Annotated in this window: 9 protein-coding genes; 7 read left to right on the top strand and 2 right to left on the bottom strand. The window is 35.6% G+C overall.

What is annotated here, in order from left to right; translation table 11 throughout:
• Window positions 1-440: 440 nt before the first annotated feature.
• The 5 genes from PLE33_02575 (at window position 441) to PLE33_02555 (ending at window position 10,690) form a co-directional block, all read left to right on the top strand.
• Window positions 441-2,789, top strand: coding sequence for a phosphoadenosine phosphosulfate reductase family protein (locus tag PLE33_02575; protein HPS60131.1), 2,349 nt, complete (start codon window positions 441-443; stop codon window positions 2,787-2,789).
• A 2-nt stretch (window positions 2,790-2,791) separates the two neighbouring features.
• A complete protein-coding gene (locus PLE33_02570) occupies window positions 2,792-6,280 on the top strand; it encodes a hypothetical protein (GenBank protein ID HPS60130.1) in 3,489 nt (1,162 codons plus the stop codon).
• On the top strand, window positions 6,273-8,654 hold the full coding sequence (pglZ, locus tag PLE33_02565; protein HPS60129.1) for a BREX-4 system phosphatase PglZ: 2,382 nt from the start codon (window positions 6,273-6,275) through the stop codon (window positions 8,652-8,654). Before PLE33_02570 ends, pglZ begins: the two co-directional genes overlap by 8 nt.
• Window positions 8,651-10,096 (top strand): BREX system Lon protease-like protein BrxL, encoded by a 1,446-nt coding sequence (brxL, locus tag PLE33_02560; protein HPS60128.1) that lies wholly within the window; start codon window positions 8,651-8,653, stop codon window positions 10,094-10,096. The genes pglZ and brxL overlap by 4 nt, the downstream gene beginning before the upstream one ends.
• A gap of 423 nt (window positions 10,097-10,519) precedes the next feature.
• Window positions 10,520-10,690, top strand: coding sequence for a hypothetical protein (locus PLE33_02555; protein ID HPS60127.1), 171 nt, complete (start codon window positions 10,520-10,522; stop codon window positions 10,688-10,690).
• Between the two features lie 261 nt (window positions 10,691-10,951).
• Here PLE33_02555 and PLE33_02550 read toward each other — a convergent pair whose 3' ends face one another.
• Together PLE33_02550 and PLE33_02545 are read right to left on the bottom strand one after the other, a co-directional pair.
• Entirely contained in the window at window positions 10,952-11,092 is a 141-nt protein-coding gene (locus tag PLE33_02550) for a hypothetical protein (GenBank protein ID HPS60126.1), read from the bottom strand.
• Window positions 11,093-11,204: 112 nt separating this feature from the next.
• On the bottom strand, window positions 11,205-11,885 hold the full coding sequence (locus tag PLE33_02545) for an outer membrane beta-barrel protein (GenBank protein HPS60125.1): 681 nt from the start codon (window positions 11,883-11,885) through the stop codon (window positions 11,205-11,207).
• 115 nt (window positions 11,886-12,000) lie between these two features.
• Between PLE33_02545 and PLE33_02540 the strand changes: the two genes are divergently transcribed.
• Window positions 12,001-14,034, top strand: a complete 2,034-nt coding sequence (locus PLE33_02540) for a DUF4836 family protein (protein HPS60124.1) — start codon at window positions 12,001-12,003, stop codon at window positions 14,032-14,034.
• Between the two features lie 605 nt (window positions 14,035-14,639).
• Window positions 14,640-16,310 (top strand): hypothetical protein, encoded by a 1,671-nt coding sequence (locus PLE33_02535; GenBank protein ID HPS60123.1) that lies wholly within the window; start codon window positions 14,640-14,642, stop codon window positions 16,308-16,310.
• Window positions 16,311-16,315 lie beyond the last annotated feature (5 nt).

Genomic DNA, 16,315 nt, shown 5'->3' with positions numbered 1-16,315 from the left:
TTTTTGCTTATTATGTACTCCCTTCCTGATGCTGGTAAACTTTGTCAACAACCTGTGGAACGACAAGATGTCGTTCCTCCGATTTGTGTATCCAGCGAACATTTATGAACGACAAGATGTCGTTCCTCCGCAAAAAAACCGGAAAGGGATAACAAGGATTATACTTTGCAGAGGAAAAAATGCTTCTTTTTAGTCAATTACCTGATGGGATTAAAGAAGTTGCTGAATTCTTTCATAAACCAATGCCCGTGGGCATATTTTTATTTAAGAACCTGCTGTTCTTTGTCACCATTATTGATTACTAAAACCAAAAAAACACTCCCCTTTACACATCCAAATTGGATGTATAGGATGCAAATAAGATTTAACTTGCCTTATTTTGAGCATCCCTTTTTTTTGGTTAAGATAAGAAAAGAAGAAAAAAGGATTATTCTGAATATATGTATGAAGCTGTATGGGATGAGAAGAATAACTCAGTAATACTTCTAGAAAATACAATAGATAAAGAGATTGTATCGCCTAGACCAGTGTTTTTTGAAGAACTCGACTTATTGGGATTTGCTGATGTATGGAAATACCCCAGAACAAATGCACCACTATTATGGGCTATAGGGAGAGATTACTATTACAAAGGTGTTTTGGTCGCGCGTGTGACTGGTGGTGATTTATACAAAAAACCTGATGTAGAGATTATTCATAAAGGATGTTTAGAACCGGTTGATCTATCTCATACAATTCTAAGTAATACCGACATAATGAATAATGTTATCGGGGAAGCATTAGAATTTATTCGCCGAGTGCAGAAGGAGTATAGGAGATATCCATCTCAGCTAACTGTTTCCTTCAGCGGCGGAAAAGATTCTCAAGTAGTTCTTGACCTTGTTTCTAGGGTTGTTAACCCAGATAATTACATAGTAATCTATACCGATACAGGTATGGAAATTCCTTGTGTTGAAGACACTGTAAAAAACACTATAAAATCATATCATTCAAAGTATCCAGCATTTAACTTTATTACCGCACACCCCACTTCAGATACCGATAAACTATGGGATCTGTTTGGACCCCCAAGCCAAAAAATAAGATGGTGTTGTTCAGTTTGTAAATCAGTCCCTTTCGTCCAAACCTTAAGAAAACATGTAGATAATCAAAAGTTGTCAAATATAATCGTATTTGAAGGTGTTAGGGCAGAGGAAAGCAGCCGTAGGAACAAATATAAGAGAATTGCTTCAAATGTTAAACACATAAACCTAATAAATGCAAGGCCAATCTTTGAATGGAGCACAACAGAGGTCTTTCTTTACTTATTTCAAAGGAATATAGAAATCAATAAGGCATATAGACAAGGTATGTGGAGAGTGGGTTGTTCTGTCTGCCCCTTTGCCTCAAAGCCGGCAAACTACTATCTTGGAGTACTTTTCCCGAAACAAACGGAAAAATTTGTAAAACATATACATAAACTAGCCCTCTCACGAGGTATGACAGATTCAGAAAAGATTAAAACATATATCTCAGATAGATCATGGGCAGGACGTTCCGGAGGAATAGGTATAGATAATTTTGGTGTGTCTAATGATATCGTGATTACTGCTGAATCTTATAAAGCTATTATTAGAAGACAGCGAGAAAATTTGCTTGAATGGTTAAAAACTTTAGGAACTATGTCAATAAAACAAAAAAACGAAACAACTGAAGTTGAGATTCTGATCCAAGGCGTTTATATCCAGATTTCAATCACGAAAGTAGATGACACAACATTAACTCTGACTTCAAAAAATGTTAATGAATACCCTGTGATCAGAGGGCTACTAACAAAAATTGTAAACAAAACTACATACTGTGTTCATTGCGGTCTTTGCGAGGTTGAATGCCCCATACAAGCAATATCTTTTAAGCCATCATTGAAGATTGATGAATCGTGTGTACATTGTCATAAATGTAGCACATCTATTGAAAAAGGATGTATTCTAGCACAATCTTTACAATTACCTATAGGAGGAGAAAAAATGAAGAAAAGCACTACAGGTTTGGATCGATACAAAAAGTTTGGAATGAGAGAGATGTGGGTAAATTCTTTTCTATCAGACCCAGAAAGATGGTTTGAGACAAATACTCTAGGGACTGATCAGATACCGTCATTTAAAAGATGGCTTAAAGACGCAAACCTTCTAAATAATAGTAATTCGCCATCGGAGTTAGTTGGAGTATTAGCTAGTTGTGAATATAATGATGTAATCTGGCAAATAGTTTGGGTAAATTTATTCTACAACTCTCCTATCGTAAACTGGTATATATCATTGCCTTTTGATCGTGCCTACACAAAAAATGAGCTACTCGAGTTATTACTTATTGAGTTCCCAGGAATAGCTCGTTCAACTTTGAATAACCCACTTAGTGCATTACTAAACACATTTGACAACAGCCCCTTAGGAAGTACTTTTCGTATAGGGGAGATTGAAAAGAAAGGAAAATCTATTGAGAGGGTTATGAAACGAAGACTCCTACAGATAAATACAGCTACGATGATTTATGCATTATACAAGTATGCCGAAGTAAATAATAAATATTACCTTACAGTTAGGGAATTAATCGACTCCAAGTCTAATGGGGGTCCGATCAAGATATTCGGGCTAAAGCAATCGAATTTAGTAGAAGTACTAAGAGGTATTCAAGAATATGACAGTGAGCTTTTAAAAGTTGACCTAGTTGCAAACCTAGACAATATAAACTTAAACAAAAACTACAACCCCATCGGGGCATTAATCAGATACTTTTCAAGGAGTAGGTAATCATGAGATACTCAGATATTCTATCATTAAATGATCAATTCATTGATACATTTGACTTAGTAAATGAATCAGAAAGCTACTGGAAAACCTTCGTCCCAACAGAACGTTTTATAACTATCTTGAAAGCAGTCATAGATTCGATTGATACACAAAGCCCTAAAGACCGAAAATCATTTTGGGTTATTGGTTCCTATGGATCGGGGAAATCACATGCTTCTTCTGTAGTTAAACACTTATTGTACGATGACCAAAAATCTATTGAGGATTTCCTTTCCAGTCGGTTTGCTAATAACTTACAGCTTACATCGAGATTGAGAGATATTCGAAAAAGAAAGAGATTTTTTCCTGTAGTTATCAAAGGCAGTAGCGGAATATCAGATTCAAGGGATTTTGCATTCACAATACAGAAAGCTGTCGCAAAAGCATTAGATAAATCGGGGATAAATATGGTCCGTGAGACAGAGTTTTCGAAGGCTATTAAATACATAAATAACAATAACCTCTATATTGACTGGGAGAAGGTCATAGAGAGTAACGAAGAGTTAAGAAGCGTTGTAAGCAATTTGAGTGATCTTATCCGAAAACTTGAAAATTACGACTCAAGAGTATTAAAGATATGGGAGAAAGTATCAGATTTTAAACTTACTTTTGAGGACAATATAGAATCCTGGCTAGGAGAGACACAACAAATTCTAAAATCCGATCATGGATACTCAGGTTTATTTATTATGTGGGATGAGTTTACAAGTTTACTTGAGATGCCTGAGAGCGGTAGCTATTTGAGTATTCTACAGAATATAGCAGAGTTATCTAAAGATTTAGACCAGGAAGTATATTTATACATCATTAGTCATCGAAGACCAGAACAAACACCTTTATCACAATCTGACATCAAGCACCTGCAAGAAAGGATCAAAGATTTTGACTATTCAATGGAACCTATTACAACATATCAAATAATGTACACCGCAATTCAAAGAAACGATCCAAAAAAGTGGGAAGAGAAAAAAAATCATCATCGTGATGATATCACTAGTTTAGTAGATACTATTCTTGATGGAAGCAGCTTTGAGATAAAAAGAAGCTTGTCGGATTTATTCCCAATACACCCTTATTCTGCTTATTTATCAACCTACTTTGCTAGAACGATTGGGTCAAGAGAAAGAAGTATTTTTAACTTCCTACATGATGAAGAACGGGGATTTGTAAAATACATTAAGACAAATCCTCAGGGGGAACTATACGACTTTTTAACTGTTGACTTGATATTTGACTATTTTCTACCTGAGCTTGAGAAAATGGATGATATAAATTCACTTTCTATTCTTGGAAATTACAACACTTATAGTGATTTAATTAGTAAGAAAGACAATAACTATATGAAGATATACAAAGGATTGTTGTTATTGAACCTCTTCGTTAAAACTCTTAAAGTTGCTGATGGCATCAGTTCATCACTTTTAAAACCTAATGAAGAGAATGTTTCACTAATGTTTAAGGGTACAGAACTAACGCAGATTGTAACAGATTGTCTTAGTTTTATCGATCATGAACATATAATAGTGAAAAACCCTAACGGCTTGTATGAAATTGGCAGTTCACGAATCCCCTATAACGAAGTCCAAGAAAGATATGATGAGTTACTAAAACAAACCATAGATTTCACCGAAATAGCAGATCACAAAGATTTGTCTGAAATATCAAGAATTCTTCTACAGAATGTGCTGAGAGAAACTGCGGATCCTTTTACGCCTGAGGTCCTAATAGTACCAGCAAATATAAAAAAACATGAACTGATACCAAAGATAATCAAAGCACGAAAGAGAACTTATAAGATACTCCATATAATTTTTATAGGTCTTCATCAACCAGAGTTGTCAGATGCTCTAAAGATGATAAAAACTTTGGATTGGCAAACTGAGTTAAACAAACCACCTTATGTTTTTATTATACTAGATACAATATTTAGCACTGAAGACCTCAGTAAAGTACTTCATTACAAATCTTATGAATTAGTAGCTCAAAGTCAAACTCTGAGTTCTGATGAGATATCCGGATATAAGAAACAGCAGTCACTTATTATTAAAAACTGGATCAATCAGCTTTCTTATGGTTATGCAACAGTTTTTACGCTTCTTCCTTCTAACAATCCACTTGAACAACGTATTGCTTTGAACAAATATGGTGAGTTCATCAATAATAATTTATCTCTTCAATTCTTTAATATGGGACCTGAAGTGCTAAGCAGTAAAAATAATAAAATTGCCACTTCTACTATGTGGAAGAAACAAGTATCTCGAAAAGCAGCCCAAGCTATTTTACTTTCAGACAATAAGAAAGATTTCGAAAATCAGTTAAAATCATCTTATACATATCTGTCCTCATTCTACCATACACAGCAAGGTGAAGATGCATTAAACAACGATTTTTCAGTATCCCTTGCGTTCAAAGATCATATTATTTATAAGACGAGGATTGCATTTGACCAAATAATGAACGACAATGTTGGAAATGTTATTAATATAGGTAAGAAGTTTAAATTTTTATCAGAAGCACCTTACGGATATTATCCATGTACAGTTTTTTTGGGTATGTTAGCTTGGCTTTTCAAACCCTATTTGGGCAAAATTTACTTGAAAGATAGTGCTAAAGTAGTAAATGCTCAGGATATGCTAGATCTAATAGTGAGCTTCTTTGATTATACCTCAGAGAATGAGCAAGTTGACAGTAAGAAACTAACAATTAGAATTGGATCTCCCCAAGAAGATAAATTAATCAATCTGCTATGTGATATATTCAATCCAGAGCAAAAAGGAAGCTTAAAACTAATAGTTTGGGACATTGCTCTTGATTATGTGAAAAACAAGTTCAGATATCCGCTGTGGATTGCTAAATACCACAATATCGCCCAAAGTAATGAAGCTGTATTAAGCGCTTTGGACTCAATCATTGAATTATTCAAGGCAGTCAAAGATGAAGAATACTCAAGTGAGTTTGTGAACACGATATATAATAAAATATCCTCTGTACAAACTGATCTCAGAATTATATTCAATGACACTAAAAACAACCCAGAGCTTTTCAAAAAGTGGCTTGTGTCGAAGAAAGTAAATAACATTTCGGAATTAAACATTGGTGCGATTGAAGAGTACATAATTAAGAACTCTGGGGAAGAGCTAGTTTATACTTGCGAAGATGAGACAGCAACATACAATAGAGTACTTGAATTCCTTTTACAAAAATCCAATAATGGAGGTATAAACAACCCAATAGATAACGACATTTCCACAGATAATAATGGTACTGAAGTAATAGACACTACAAATGGTAATTATACGGATACTTCAGAAACCATGAGGGTTGTGAACATCCTCACAAATGCTGGATGGGACTCAAAATTTATACGGATCATGGAGAAAATATTGGCATCCGTACCACAAGCCATGAATATTGTCATTAAGGCTTTACAAGAAGAAGGTATCAATGTATAAGGAAATCAATTCTATTGATGAAATTATATCTAATATTGTAGAAGAATCAAAGATTTGCACTATGGCTAATCGAAGATTTCCTGTTAGGTTTATATTTTCCGAAAACATGACTCAGTATAAAGAATTAGTTATTGGTTTATGTGGGATAACTAATAACCATTTCGATTTGAGTACATTATGCAACAATGATGTATTTCCCACGAAAAATCAAATCTTCGATATTATTGAGGTTCTATTATCCGGCCAGAATTCTGTAATCTATCCAGTTTCGGAAGTACTAAGATTCTATCAGATAAATGAGTTTACATCCTTCTTTAATTATCTTATGGACAGTATTGAAAATCCACCCTCTGTTAACAACAGGATTTATTTACCTCTGTACGGTATTTGGACTCCTTTTCAAAACTATGTTCTACAAAAATTCTCAAGGAAGCATCAGTGGGCTCCAATCTGGAAGTTGAAAAATGACAAAGTTATTGTATCAGAAATCTGTCGCATTACCTTTCCTGTTTCCAGTGGTACAAAATTTATAACCAATGCTCAAACATGGTTATCCTTTTGGAAGAATAATTATGAAAGTAAATACTATTCTACTTCAAAAACTCTTAATTATTTAGCCAAGCAATTCTTGCCAGATGAGGTCTTTATTTCATCTATCGAAATTTGTAACTACAAAGATTTGATTCCTTCGCTGTTCAATATTACAATCCCCTTCGATTATAAGGATAAAGAAGAAGAACATTGGGAGTACTTGTATAATATTTTTTTAAAATCTCCTCAAACAATTGCCCTGTTCGACTTTGATAGCTTTATCAGCAAAAGGTTTGATTATGACCTTTTAGATCTAAGCATGCTATCTTTTGTAAAGCATTATTTGAATCTAACTAATACATCTGAAAAATGGTTACTAAGCAACTGGTACCAGTCAAAATTTAATGGAGATGAGATACAAGAGCACTTCCCTCTTTGTTTTGAGTCTCTTTCTGAGTTTTCGGATACTGAACTAATTCATAATATTTGGTTATATGCTTTCAGAAAGCATCCCAGTAAAATGTTGCTTCAAGAAAGATTTAAGCTTCTTTCTTTTATTCACAAAGAATTGAACAAACCTACTGATGAATTAGAAAACATAGTAGATTCCGAGCTTGATATACAAGAAGAGTTTGTAACAAGTAATCCCGAAATACTAACAGGATTATTGAAATGTGAATCACTTTATGTATTAAAGAAACTAAGTCAAGACATAGCTTTTATTAAATCTCCTATTTTTCGTTGTAGATTTTCTAACCTTTATGAGTATGTGAATTGGGATAATTTTGAATACACTTCAAAGGGTTGCAACGTATGGATTATTCCATATTTTAAAAACTATTGCCTGGGTAAACTTACATGGAAAAGACAACCTGAGATAGATAATATCTTAAACAAAGTAAATGAAGATGATAAGGCACTATATGAATGGTACTACAAACAACAACTCCCAGACTATTCTAGTGCAAATAATAATATAATTTATTGGGTTGACTGTCTTGGGGCAGAATGGGCACCTTTGTTGTTGCATCTATTGAATGAATCGGATGTAGATAAAAAGTGGTTCATCGAAAGCATAGATATCAGGAGAGTATATCTACCAACTATAACTGATGTTAACAGAATTCCAGAATCTCATCACATTCTCGATCTTGATAACTACATTCATAGCAACCAGATATCTAATAATTTAAACCAGTTTTTACTAGGTCAAATATCAGTACTGCAATCGATAGTAAAACAAATCTTGGCTAGCCCACATGATTCTATTGTAATCAGCTCGGATCATGGCTCTTCGTATTTATGTATAAAAGAATTCATTGATAATAAAGGACTTGGCATGGCTGATACCGAACACGGCGGACGTTACAAATGGATTAATTGCAAGAGTGATTTTGTTTCTGATCAGGTTAAAATTATTCACATAACAGAATCTCCACAAATTCATGAAAATAAGTGCTTAATAGCTTTAAAGCATATTTCTCTCGGTGATAGGACTCCCTTTGAAGTTCATGGTGGTGCTACTCCAGAGGAGATACTGATTCCATTTATTAAGTTAAGTAGAGTAAAAAAACAGAAATTAATTATTGACCCAATAAGTTTCGATGAAGTTAAAGCAAATAATCCGGTTATAGAACTAACGATACATCCAACCCCTTTAGGAATTCCTTACATTATTATATCTGGGAAAAGATACAATATGACTTTTGTTCATGACCATTGGTCATGCAGTTTTAAAGGATTAAACTCAGGCAAATACAATGCAACTTTGGTTGTTGATGGAAACAACTTTGAAATAAAATTATCTATAAAATCAGGTTTTATACAGGAGGAATTGTTTTGAACCAACTTGATGAAAAAATATGCGAAAATTTCCCAGATGAATCAGTCCTTAAGATTAAGAACAGATACAATGCGTTTTCTAGTAGGAATCTTCCTTCATTCATCAAAGACTGGCTTATTAAGATGTTTACTTCTTCAGATGGCTCATTAGATGTCGACGGCTTGATTAGCTTTATGGATAATAATATACCAAGTAAGGATGTGAGCATTCTCGTTAAATTAAAGACCAAAAAAGAACCGATAAAGATACTGTCCAGATTCAATATCCAGGTTGATCTAAAAAATGATCTGTTTAGGTTCGAGATTCCTGACCATGGGATATCCTTGAGTATTGGTATAATCCCTGATTATGTATTCAAAAAACATGAAAAATACCTTTCGGATGGTGAACATTGGGGAGTTATTACTTTAGTTTACATTCCTCCAACGGACATTGTTAGTGGGCAGGTGCAACTTATTGACTATAAACCATTCCAACCATATAAAGTAGATATCGAATACTTCAAATCAGCAAGGAAAAATTTCACAGTGTATGAATGGATTGATCTACTAATAAGATCTATGGAATATAATCCTGATAATAAAGATAGAGAATCTGGTTTTAGCTCTATCGAGAAAAAACTTCTGTTTATATCTCGATTATTAATTTTTGTTGAACCTAATCTTAACATGATCGAATTAGCACCAAAGGGCACCGGAAAGTCATATGTATTTGGGAATCTGAGTAAATATACTTGGATGTTTAGCGGAGGAGTAGTTTCAAGGGCAAAACTCTTTTATGATATTGGAAGAAGAACCCCTGGTATTATAGAAAACTACGATTTTGTGACTTTTGATGAAATTGAGACGATAAAATTTGCTAATGAAGAAGAGCTATCAGGAGCGTTGAAAAACTATTTAGAAAGTGGTCGCTTTACAGTTGCAAATTATAGCGGAACATCTGAAGCAGGATTGATGATGTTAGGGAACATTGCTTTATCACCCGATTGGCGACCATTGTCAAATAGATACTTTACATCGTTACCTAGTTTCTTCCAATCTTCAGCTTTGATGGATAGAATTCATGGATTCATCGAGGGATGGAAACTGATACGGCTTAATCAGGGGCTTATTGTCAATGGCTATACACTTAATGTTGAGTATTTTAGTGAGATATTGCACAAACTGAGAAATTGTTCCCAATATAGTCAAATAGTCTCTGATTTAATTCAAATCCCACAGAATTCTGATACAAGAGATGTTAAAGCGATTATAAAGTTAGCTACAGCATACCTTAAGCTACTATATCCTCATGTTTCTAATTCCTCGGAAATAGATAAAGAGGAGTTCAACTTTTTCTGTTTGGCACCTGCAATTGACAAAAGAAAAATTATCCGTGAACAAAGATCATTTATTGATGTTGAAGTATCTTCTAAAATGCCTGATATTTCGCTTAAGGATTAGATTATATTGACAAAAGTGTCGAACATCTATTTCCCCAGCACTTCTATTGAAACGGTGGATAAAGATTATGGGATCCCTATACGCCTCTCGGGCTGAATTTCTAAGTGGTATTTGATTTGACTTTTTATCTAAAGTGCGAGCGCTTTGTTGTATTCTTGGAAGTAATTCTGGTTTATGGTCTTGATTTCCAGAGCCATTAGGGTATGCAGAATTTTCAGGGTTTCATTTAAAAATAGCTTTTATTTTTGCACATTATGTCAGACAGATGTCTTTGGTGTGGATATCCAGGATCACTAAGAGCTCATAGTATTTGGCTTTCTTGTTGCGGTCAATGGCAAACAAAAATGATACAGAGTGGCAAACAAAAGTGATACAGAGTGGCAAACAAAAATGATACAGAATGGCAAACAAAAATGATACAGAATGGCAAACGAAAATGGTACAAAATGGCAAACGAAAGTGATACAGAGTGGCAGTATAAAAGTGATACACTTGACCATTTTTTATATCCAAAAGAGGCAAAAATGCCGTTTTGAAGGTGTGGGGCTGCCCAATTTTATTCTGGAATTTGCAGTTGCTTTGGCAAAGAAATAGTATAGTGTTTTTATTGAGAACTCATAAACAGTTGGCTCTCAACTGGTTTTTAGCTACCTAGTAACCTTTTGAGGAATTAGAATATGTAAGTATGTAATGGGGGTGTATCTCTTTCTTCCTTTTCCCGAGGGGCTTACGCCTCCATCGCTATCATTGTGTCGCCCTAAAGGGTTTTTGGCAGAGAGCTTAGGGCAGAGGGTTTATCAGCAACATTTTCTCAACCTTCTAAACCTTATCAACCTTCTAAACCTTATCAACCTTCTAAAACATATTTTCCGAGGGGCTTACGCCTCCATCGCTATCATTGTGTCGCCCTAAAGGGCTTTCGGCAGAGGGCTGAAAGCTGAGGGCAAGTTTCGGTGTATTGCAAGAAATGTAGTTGCTAAAAAGAGGGGTATCCATAAGAATGGCATACAGTTAAATGCACATTTTTATTTTGTAGGATTAAAGTGAATAAAAGCGGAGGCAACGAAACCTCCGCTTGCAATGCACAATTGGTTATGTTTACATAATATTAAAAGTTACTATCAAAGCGAAAGCCTACCAGGAGTTTAATGTTTTTATAAAAAACATCGTCTATATATTTGTTATCAAACACAGGAGTAATGCTTCTTTCATATCTGAGTTCGCAAAAATACTTATCATATTCCATACCCAGATTTAGTTGATAGCCAAGAACGAAGGAGGAAAGTTCTTCAAAATTTTCATCGTCATAATCGAAATCTTCATCTTGTCCACCAAGTTCTACCGAAAAACCTGAGCTGATAGGAATACTTGCCGAAAGTCCTGCTCCCAAATATGGTTTGAATGCTAATTCAGGAAGATTCACAGTATAGATTGCGGAGACAGGAACCTGCAGCATATTTATACTATGTTTCCAAGTTGTATCATATTCATAGCCATATTCATCATAATAAGTTCCTTCCCATTTTGATCCATTCATACTAAAGGCAATTTCGCCTTGCAAAGCAAGATTTTGTGATACAGTTGCATTTCCGATAATTCCAATGTGACCGAGTGTTCTTCCTTCAATATCATATCCGGCGTCATCCAGATCCTCAATGTCATCTCCACTGAAATTAGCAAAATTTAGCCCTCCAATTACACCTAACTTTACTTGGGATAAGGTTTGGGATTGCAGTCCTGCTACTAATAGCAGTAAAAGCAATACTAACAGGTAGGCATTCGTTTTCATAATATTTCTCCTTTTTTCTTAGGCAGAATTTCCTTCTGCGACTATAATTCCTTATTTTAGCGTTTAGTTTTTTTGTCAAGATGTTTTCTGTTTTTTTAGGATTTAATATTCGCTTTTGGCAGCAGGCAGGAAAAACCTTGACATTATTTTAGAGATATACATAGTTGCAATTGTCTTTATTTTTGCTGAAGAACAAATAAATTATTTGGAGGAACTAATGCAAGAAGAAGTGAAAGAATCAATGCAGGAGCAGGTTTCGGAAGAAATTCCTACTTCGGAAGAAGAAACCCCTGCAGTTTTAGAGGGTAAGCGAAAAAAGAAATCAGCTTTAATCCCTGTTTTGATAGTTTTATTTATAATTATTGTGGTTATTGCCGGTTACTATTTTGCAACCTCTTCGCCTCAAATTCGTCATATTAGTAAAAACGCTCTGGTTGTAGCCAAGATTAATTTACCCCAGCTGCTGAACAAAACCGGAGCAATGAAAAAGGGTGATATTAATGAGGACTTGATTTCTGCCTTGGAAGAGTATAATCTGGAGGCATTAATTAAAGATCCGCGCAGCACAGGATTAATAACTACGAAGCCCTCCTACCTTTTTGGGGAGTTTGATACGAAAAAAAACCTTCCCTATATTTTTATGGTTATGCCTATTGCCAATGCGGAAAAAGTGTATAACTTTACCAAAAATATAGCTCTACCTGGTGGTAAAGACCTATCGGTTAGTAAAAAATCCAACATCTACGAAATTGATCTGAACGGTCTTTCCTGTATGTGGACTGGAAAATCTATGCTGATTGGAATAACCGATCCAAGCAATGATAACGACCTTAGCAAAAAAGTGAAAACTTACTTAACCCAGGATAAATCTGCCTGCATTCTTGCCAATAAGGACTTTCGCAGCAGTAAGCTAAGAGGTCACGACATAACCCTTTGGGCTAATTTGGATGGAATGGCTCGTATTGCTCAAAAAGGATTAAAAGACGCCCAAGGAAATGTGGAAAGAATAATTTCCCAGTATAAACAGCGCGAGATGTATAGAAACTATTATTATGAAAGTGATTACCGCTACTATTACGATTATTGGGACATTATGGACCAATTTAGGGTGGACGACCCGGAAAATGTTTTTGAAAGCGTCCTTTTAGGACTTACTTATGATGCCAAAATTCCAATGAACACGGCAATTGATTTACCTACTGAACTGTATAATACTTTCCTCTCTTTCTCCGCTGATTTTGATAAGGGGAAATTGGTATCCTCAGTAAAATTTGAGACGACCCAGGAAAAGCAAAAGAAACTGGAAAGCGTTATTAACGATGCCGTTAATGTGAAAGACCTCTATCCTTATGTTCCTACCGAAGGATTGATTATGCTGAGCTCCGTAAAAACCAATTATCCTAAGCTTTATGCCCTTTCGGAAAAGAGAATTGATAAACTGTTGAAAAGTATTGACAATCCCGAGATTAGCAAGTTAATGAAACATCTAAATAAGCTGGCAGATGGTTCCGGCATAATTGCAGTGAATATTTTGGACGAAAAGGAACCTCCTTTTATAACTCTTGTTGCATCGGTAAAGAACAATAAGGGAGTGCAGGATTTGCTGAAAGAGATGAACCGCGAAGGTCGTTTGCGTAAAGATGGTAAATATTACTATTTTGGCAATTTAGCCGTTTTCTTTGAAGATAATGTGATGATCTGCACTACAAATAATAATAACTATAAAAAAAGCAATCGCGGTTTGGAAGGAACTCTTGCCAGAAAAATGAATAAAAATCCCTTCAATATGACGATGAATTTCACAGCTATAAAAGATTTGACGGATGAATTGTCTGATGAAGAAGAAGATGCTTTGGACTTGCTGGATAAATTGAATGCGCTTGTTAAAACCAATGGTAATACCTCCAATGAACTGAAAGTGGAATTAACCTTTAGTGATAAAAAACATAACTGCTTGAAACCTATTAATGAATATTTAAACGATAGGGATGATTTTTGGAAAGGAATAATGGGAGAAATAATGTATAGCGTAAGATATCTGGCTGAAAGAGAGGACGAATATCAAAGAAATGAACGCCTATTAGAACCTACAGATGAATCAACTGTTGAAGAAACTGCTCCTGTATATGCTGATACTCTTTCTTATTAATAATAGAGAAATACTCTGAATTTTTCTCGCTAATTGGTGTAATCGGAGCTCAAAAGAGCTCCGATTTTTTATCAGGAAGAACGACATTTTGTCGTGCCACTTGCAACCGCACTATTTCTTTATCACGCTCTTTTCAGTAACGAAATAGAATAAATATGGTGGTTGAACGGGAAAATCTACCATCGGGTAACCAAATTATCATTGGTTTGCATCCGGAAAAACGATGTCCTCATCGTTTAGTGGTAACACTGTGTTTCGTTACCGTTTGCCTTTCGGTAAAGAAATAAAGCGTAAGAGGAGGGTTTACCAGAAGGTCAACCCTCCGATGTCGCCCTTAGGGGCTTAGGAGCTGAGAGCGAAGAGCGGAGGGGTTATTTTTACTCATTTTATGAGGGGTTGACGAGGACATCACCATTGCGGGAAAAATCGTGAGAGGAGGGTTGACGAGGACGTCAACCTTCCGGAAAAACGATGTCCTCATCATTCAATTGTTGACAGGTAGGTAACCATTGCCCATTAAATTAAAATGCCACGGATTTTTATCTTGACAAGTATCATTGAAATTTATAAACTACATAGCAACCTAAAGAACTGGAGCATTACTGATGAAAAGAATTCTAATACTGTTGGTTTTTAGTTTGGCTATTGGCTTGGCTGCGCAAGAGATTACGGATTTCCAAGTAAGTCAAGACAATCAGCGCTATACGATTCAATTGGGCAGCACTGTTTCAAGATTTAACATTCGTGCCGATCTGTATGTTTTCTATCGCCTTAAAAACACAACTAATTGGTATAAAGCGAGAACTCTGTTAGGGCGATATCAGGATATCAGCAATTCCAATCTGGAAGAGCTGCTCTATTGGGATCCCGTCTTTGATTTTCAACCGTTTGGAGATTATGAATTCAAGTTATACCTGGTAAATCTGGCAGCTGTGAACCCAGGTTATGATTATCACCACACGAATTCGGTGGGCTTACTTTCTCCGATAGATATCAATACAAGATACGGAACAGAAGTAAATGGTTATCTTTTTTACTATAATAATGGACCCATAGCCCTGCCTACCGGTTCATATAATGTAAGTGTGTTCGATGGTTCTATTTCTTTAGCCAGGAAAATTGTGAATGTGGAAGCATTTGGCAATTCCTATATAAATGAGGATGAACTGGTTGGTAAATTGAATATTGTTTGTGATAATCCGGATATAGTGATTCATTCCGGAAATATTGAACTGAGTTCAGATCACGGCATTGAATTCCCGATTGGCATAATGAGTGTTGTGGCATCGCTGCAACAGGTATCATCCGCTTACCCCGTAATCACTAAAAGTTATGAAGTTGTGATTCGTGCAGGAGAAGAAACCAACCTAATGGTTAGCATCCCTGCTGGAAGGATAAAGATCAGGTCTAACCTTAAGGGAGGAACTTTTACTGTTAATGGCAATAAATATGCTCTGGATGATGGAGTGTATTTATCTCCAGGCAGATACGAGATTGAAGCTTATGACCGCCGGGATGTTTTAAAAGATACCTTTATGGCTGATATTGTTGATGGAGAAACAACCACTCTCACAGTTGTCAACGATCGTAACACTTTTCCTCTGGAGAATATTGAGTTCTTTGGAGCTTATGAAGGTATTGCTGATAAAGAAAAGCCCGGAGCGATGGCATTAAGCGCTTCCGGATTATATAACTATACCGGTTTTGCCGGAAACAGCAATGTGAACCTAATCTATACAATTGGTCTATTGGATCGTGTTTATTTGCCCTGGGATCTGGACAGGGAAAAGGTTTCCCCCAGCTTTGATCTATTCAGTATCGGAGGAGGTTTTAGGTTCAGTTCTTTTCAGAAGACATTAAACCTGGATACGATAGTAAGCTACCGTTTGGGAATTCGTTATCCGATGACTACCAAAGCCAAAGTGGATACGGTTAATTACCGTTATGTATATAAGTTTGATGAGGAAGATGCTGATGGCTCAAAAAGCAGATCTACAAGAGCATTTAATTTATATAATGGTTTAGAAGTTCGCACTGAACTATGCCTAAGGTTAAGTGCAGATTGGGATGTCTATCTGTATGGCTTGTTACAAGATCAGGGTTCTTATAAAGGAAATTGGTATAGAAGTGATGAAGTAAATGCCTGGCTTAATTCTGATACTACAAATAAACCCAGGCCTGTTCAGAATCCAAATCTCCCCTCCCGAATGGCATCGCTGGAGGGGACTACTACGCGGTTTGGCATTGGCTTTAGATATTATCTATGGAGAAAATGAGGGGA

Origin of the sequence: Candidatus Cloacimonas sp. (assembly GCA_035403355.1) — a bacterium.
Classification (GTDB): domain Bacteria; phylum Cloacimonadota; class Cloacimonadia; order Cloacimonadales; family Cloacimonadaceae; genus Cloacimonas.
Note: the sequence above shows the minus strand (reverse complement) of the source record. Positions and strands in the feature narration are given on the sequence as shown.

Excerpts from the sequence above, each read along its gene's own strand:
- PLE33_02575 (HPS60131.1), top strand. The coding sequence starts at position 441 with ATGTATGAAGCTGTATGGGATGAGAAGAATAACTCAGTAATACTTCTA.
- PLE33_02570 (HPS60130.1), top strand. The coding sequence starts at position 2,792 with ATGAGATACTCAGATATTCTATCATTAAATGATCAATTCATTGATACA.
- pglZ (HPS60129.1), top strand. The coding sequence starts at position 6,273 with ATGTATAAGGAAATCAATTCTATTGATGAAATTATATCTAATATTGTA.
- PLE33_02555 (HPS60127.1), top strand. The coding sequence starts at position 10,520 with ATGGCAAACGAAAATGGTACAAAATGGCAAACGAAAGTGATACAGAGT.
- PLE33_02550 (HPS60126.1), bottom strand. The coding sequence starts at position 11,092 with ATGGATACCCCTCTTTTTAGCAACTACATTTCTTGCAATACACCGAAA.
- PLE33_02545 (HPS60125.1), bottom strand. The coding sequence starts at position 11,885 with ATGAAAACGAATGCCTACCTGTTAGTATTGCTTTTACTGCTATTAGTA.
- PLE33_02535 (HPS60123.1), top strand. The coding sequence starts at position 14,640 with ATGAAAAGAATTCTAATACTGTTGGTTTTTAGTTTGGCTATTGGCTTG.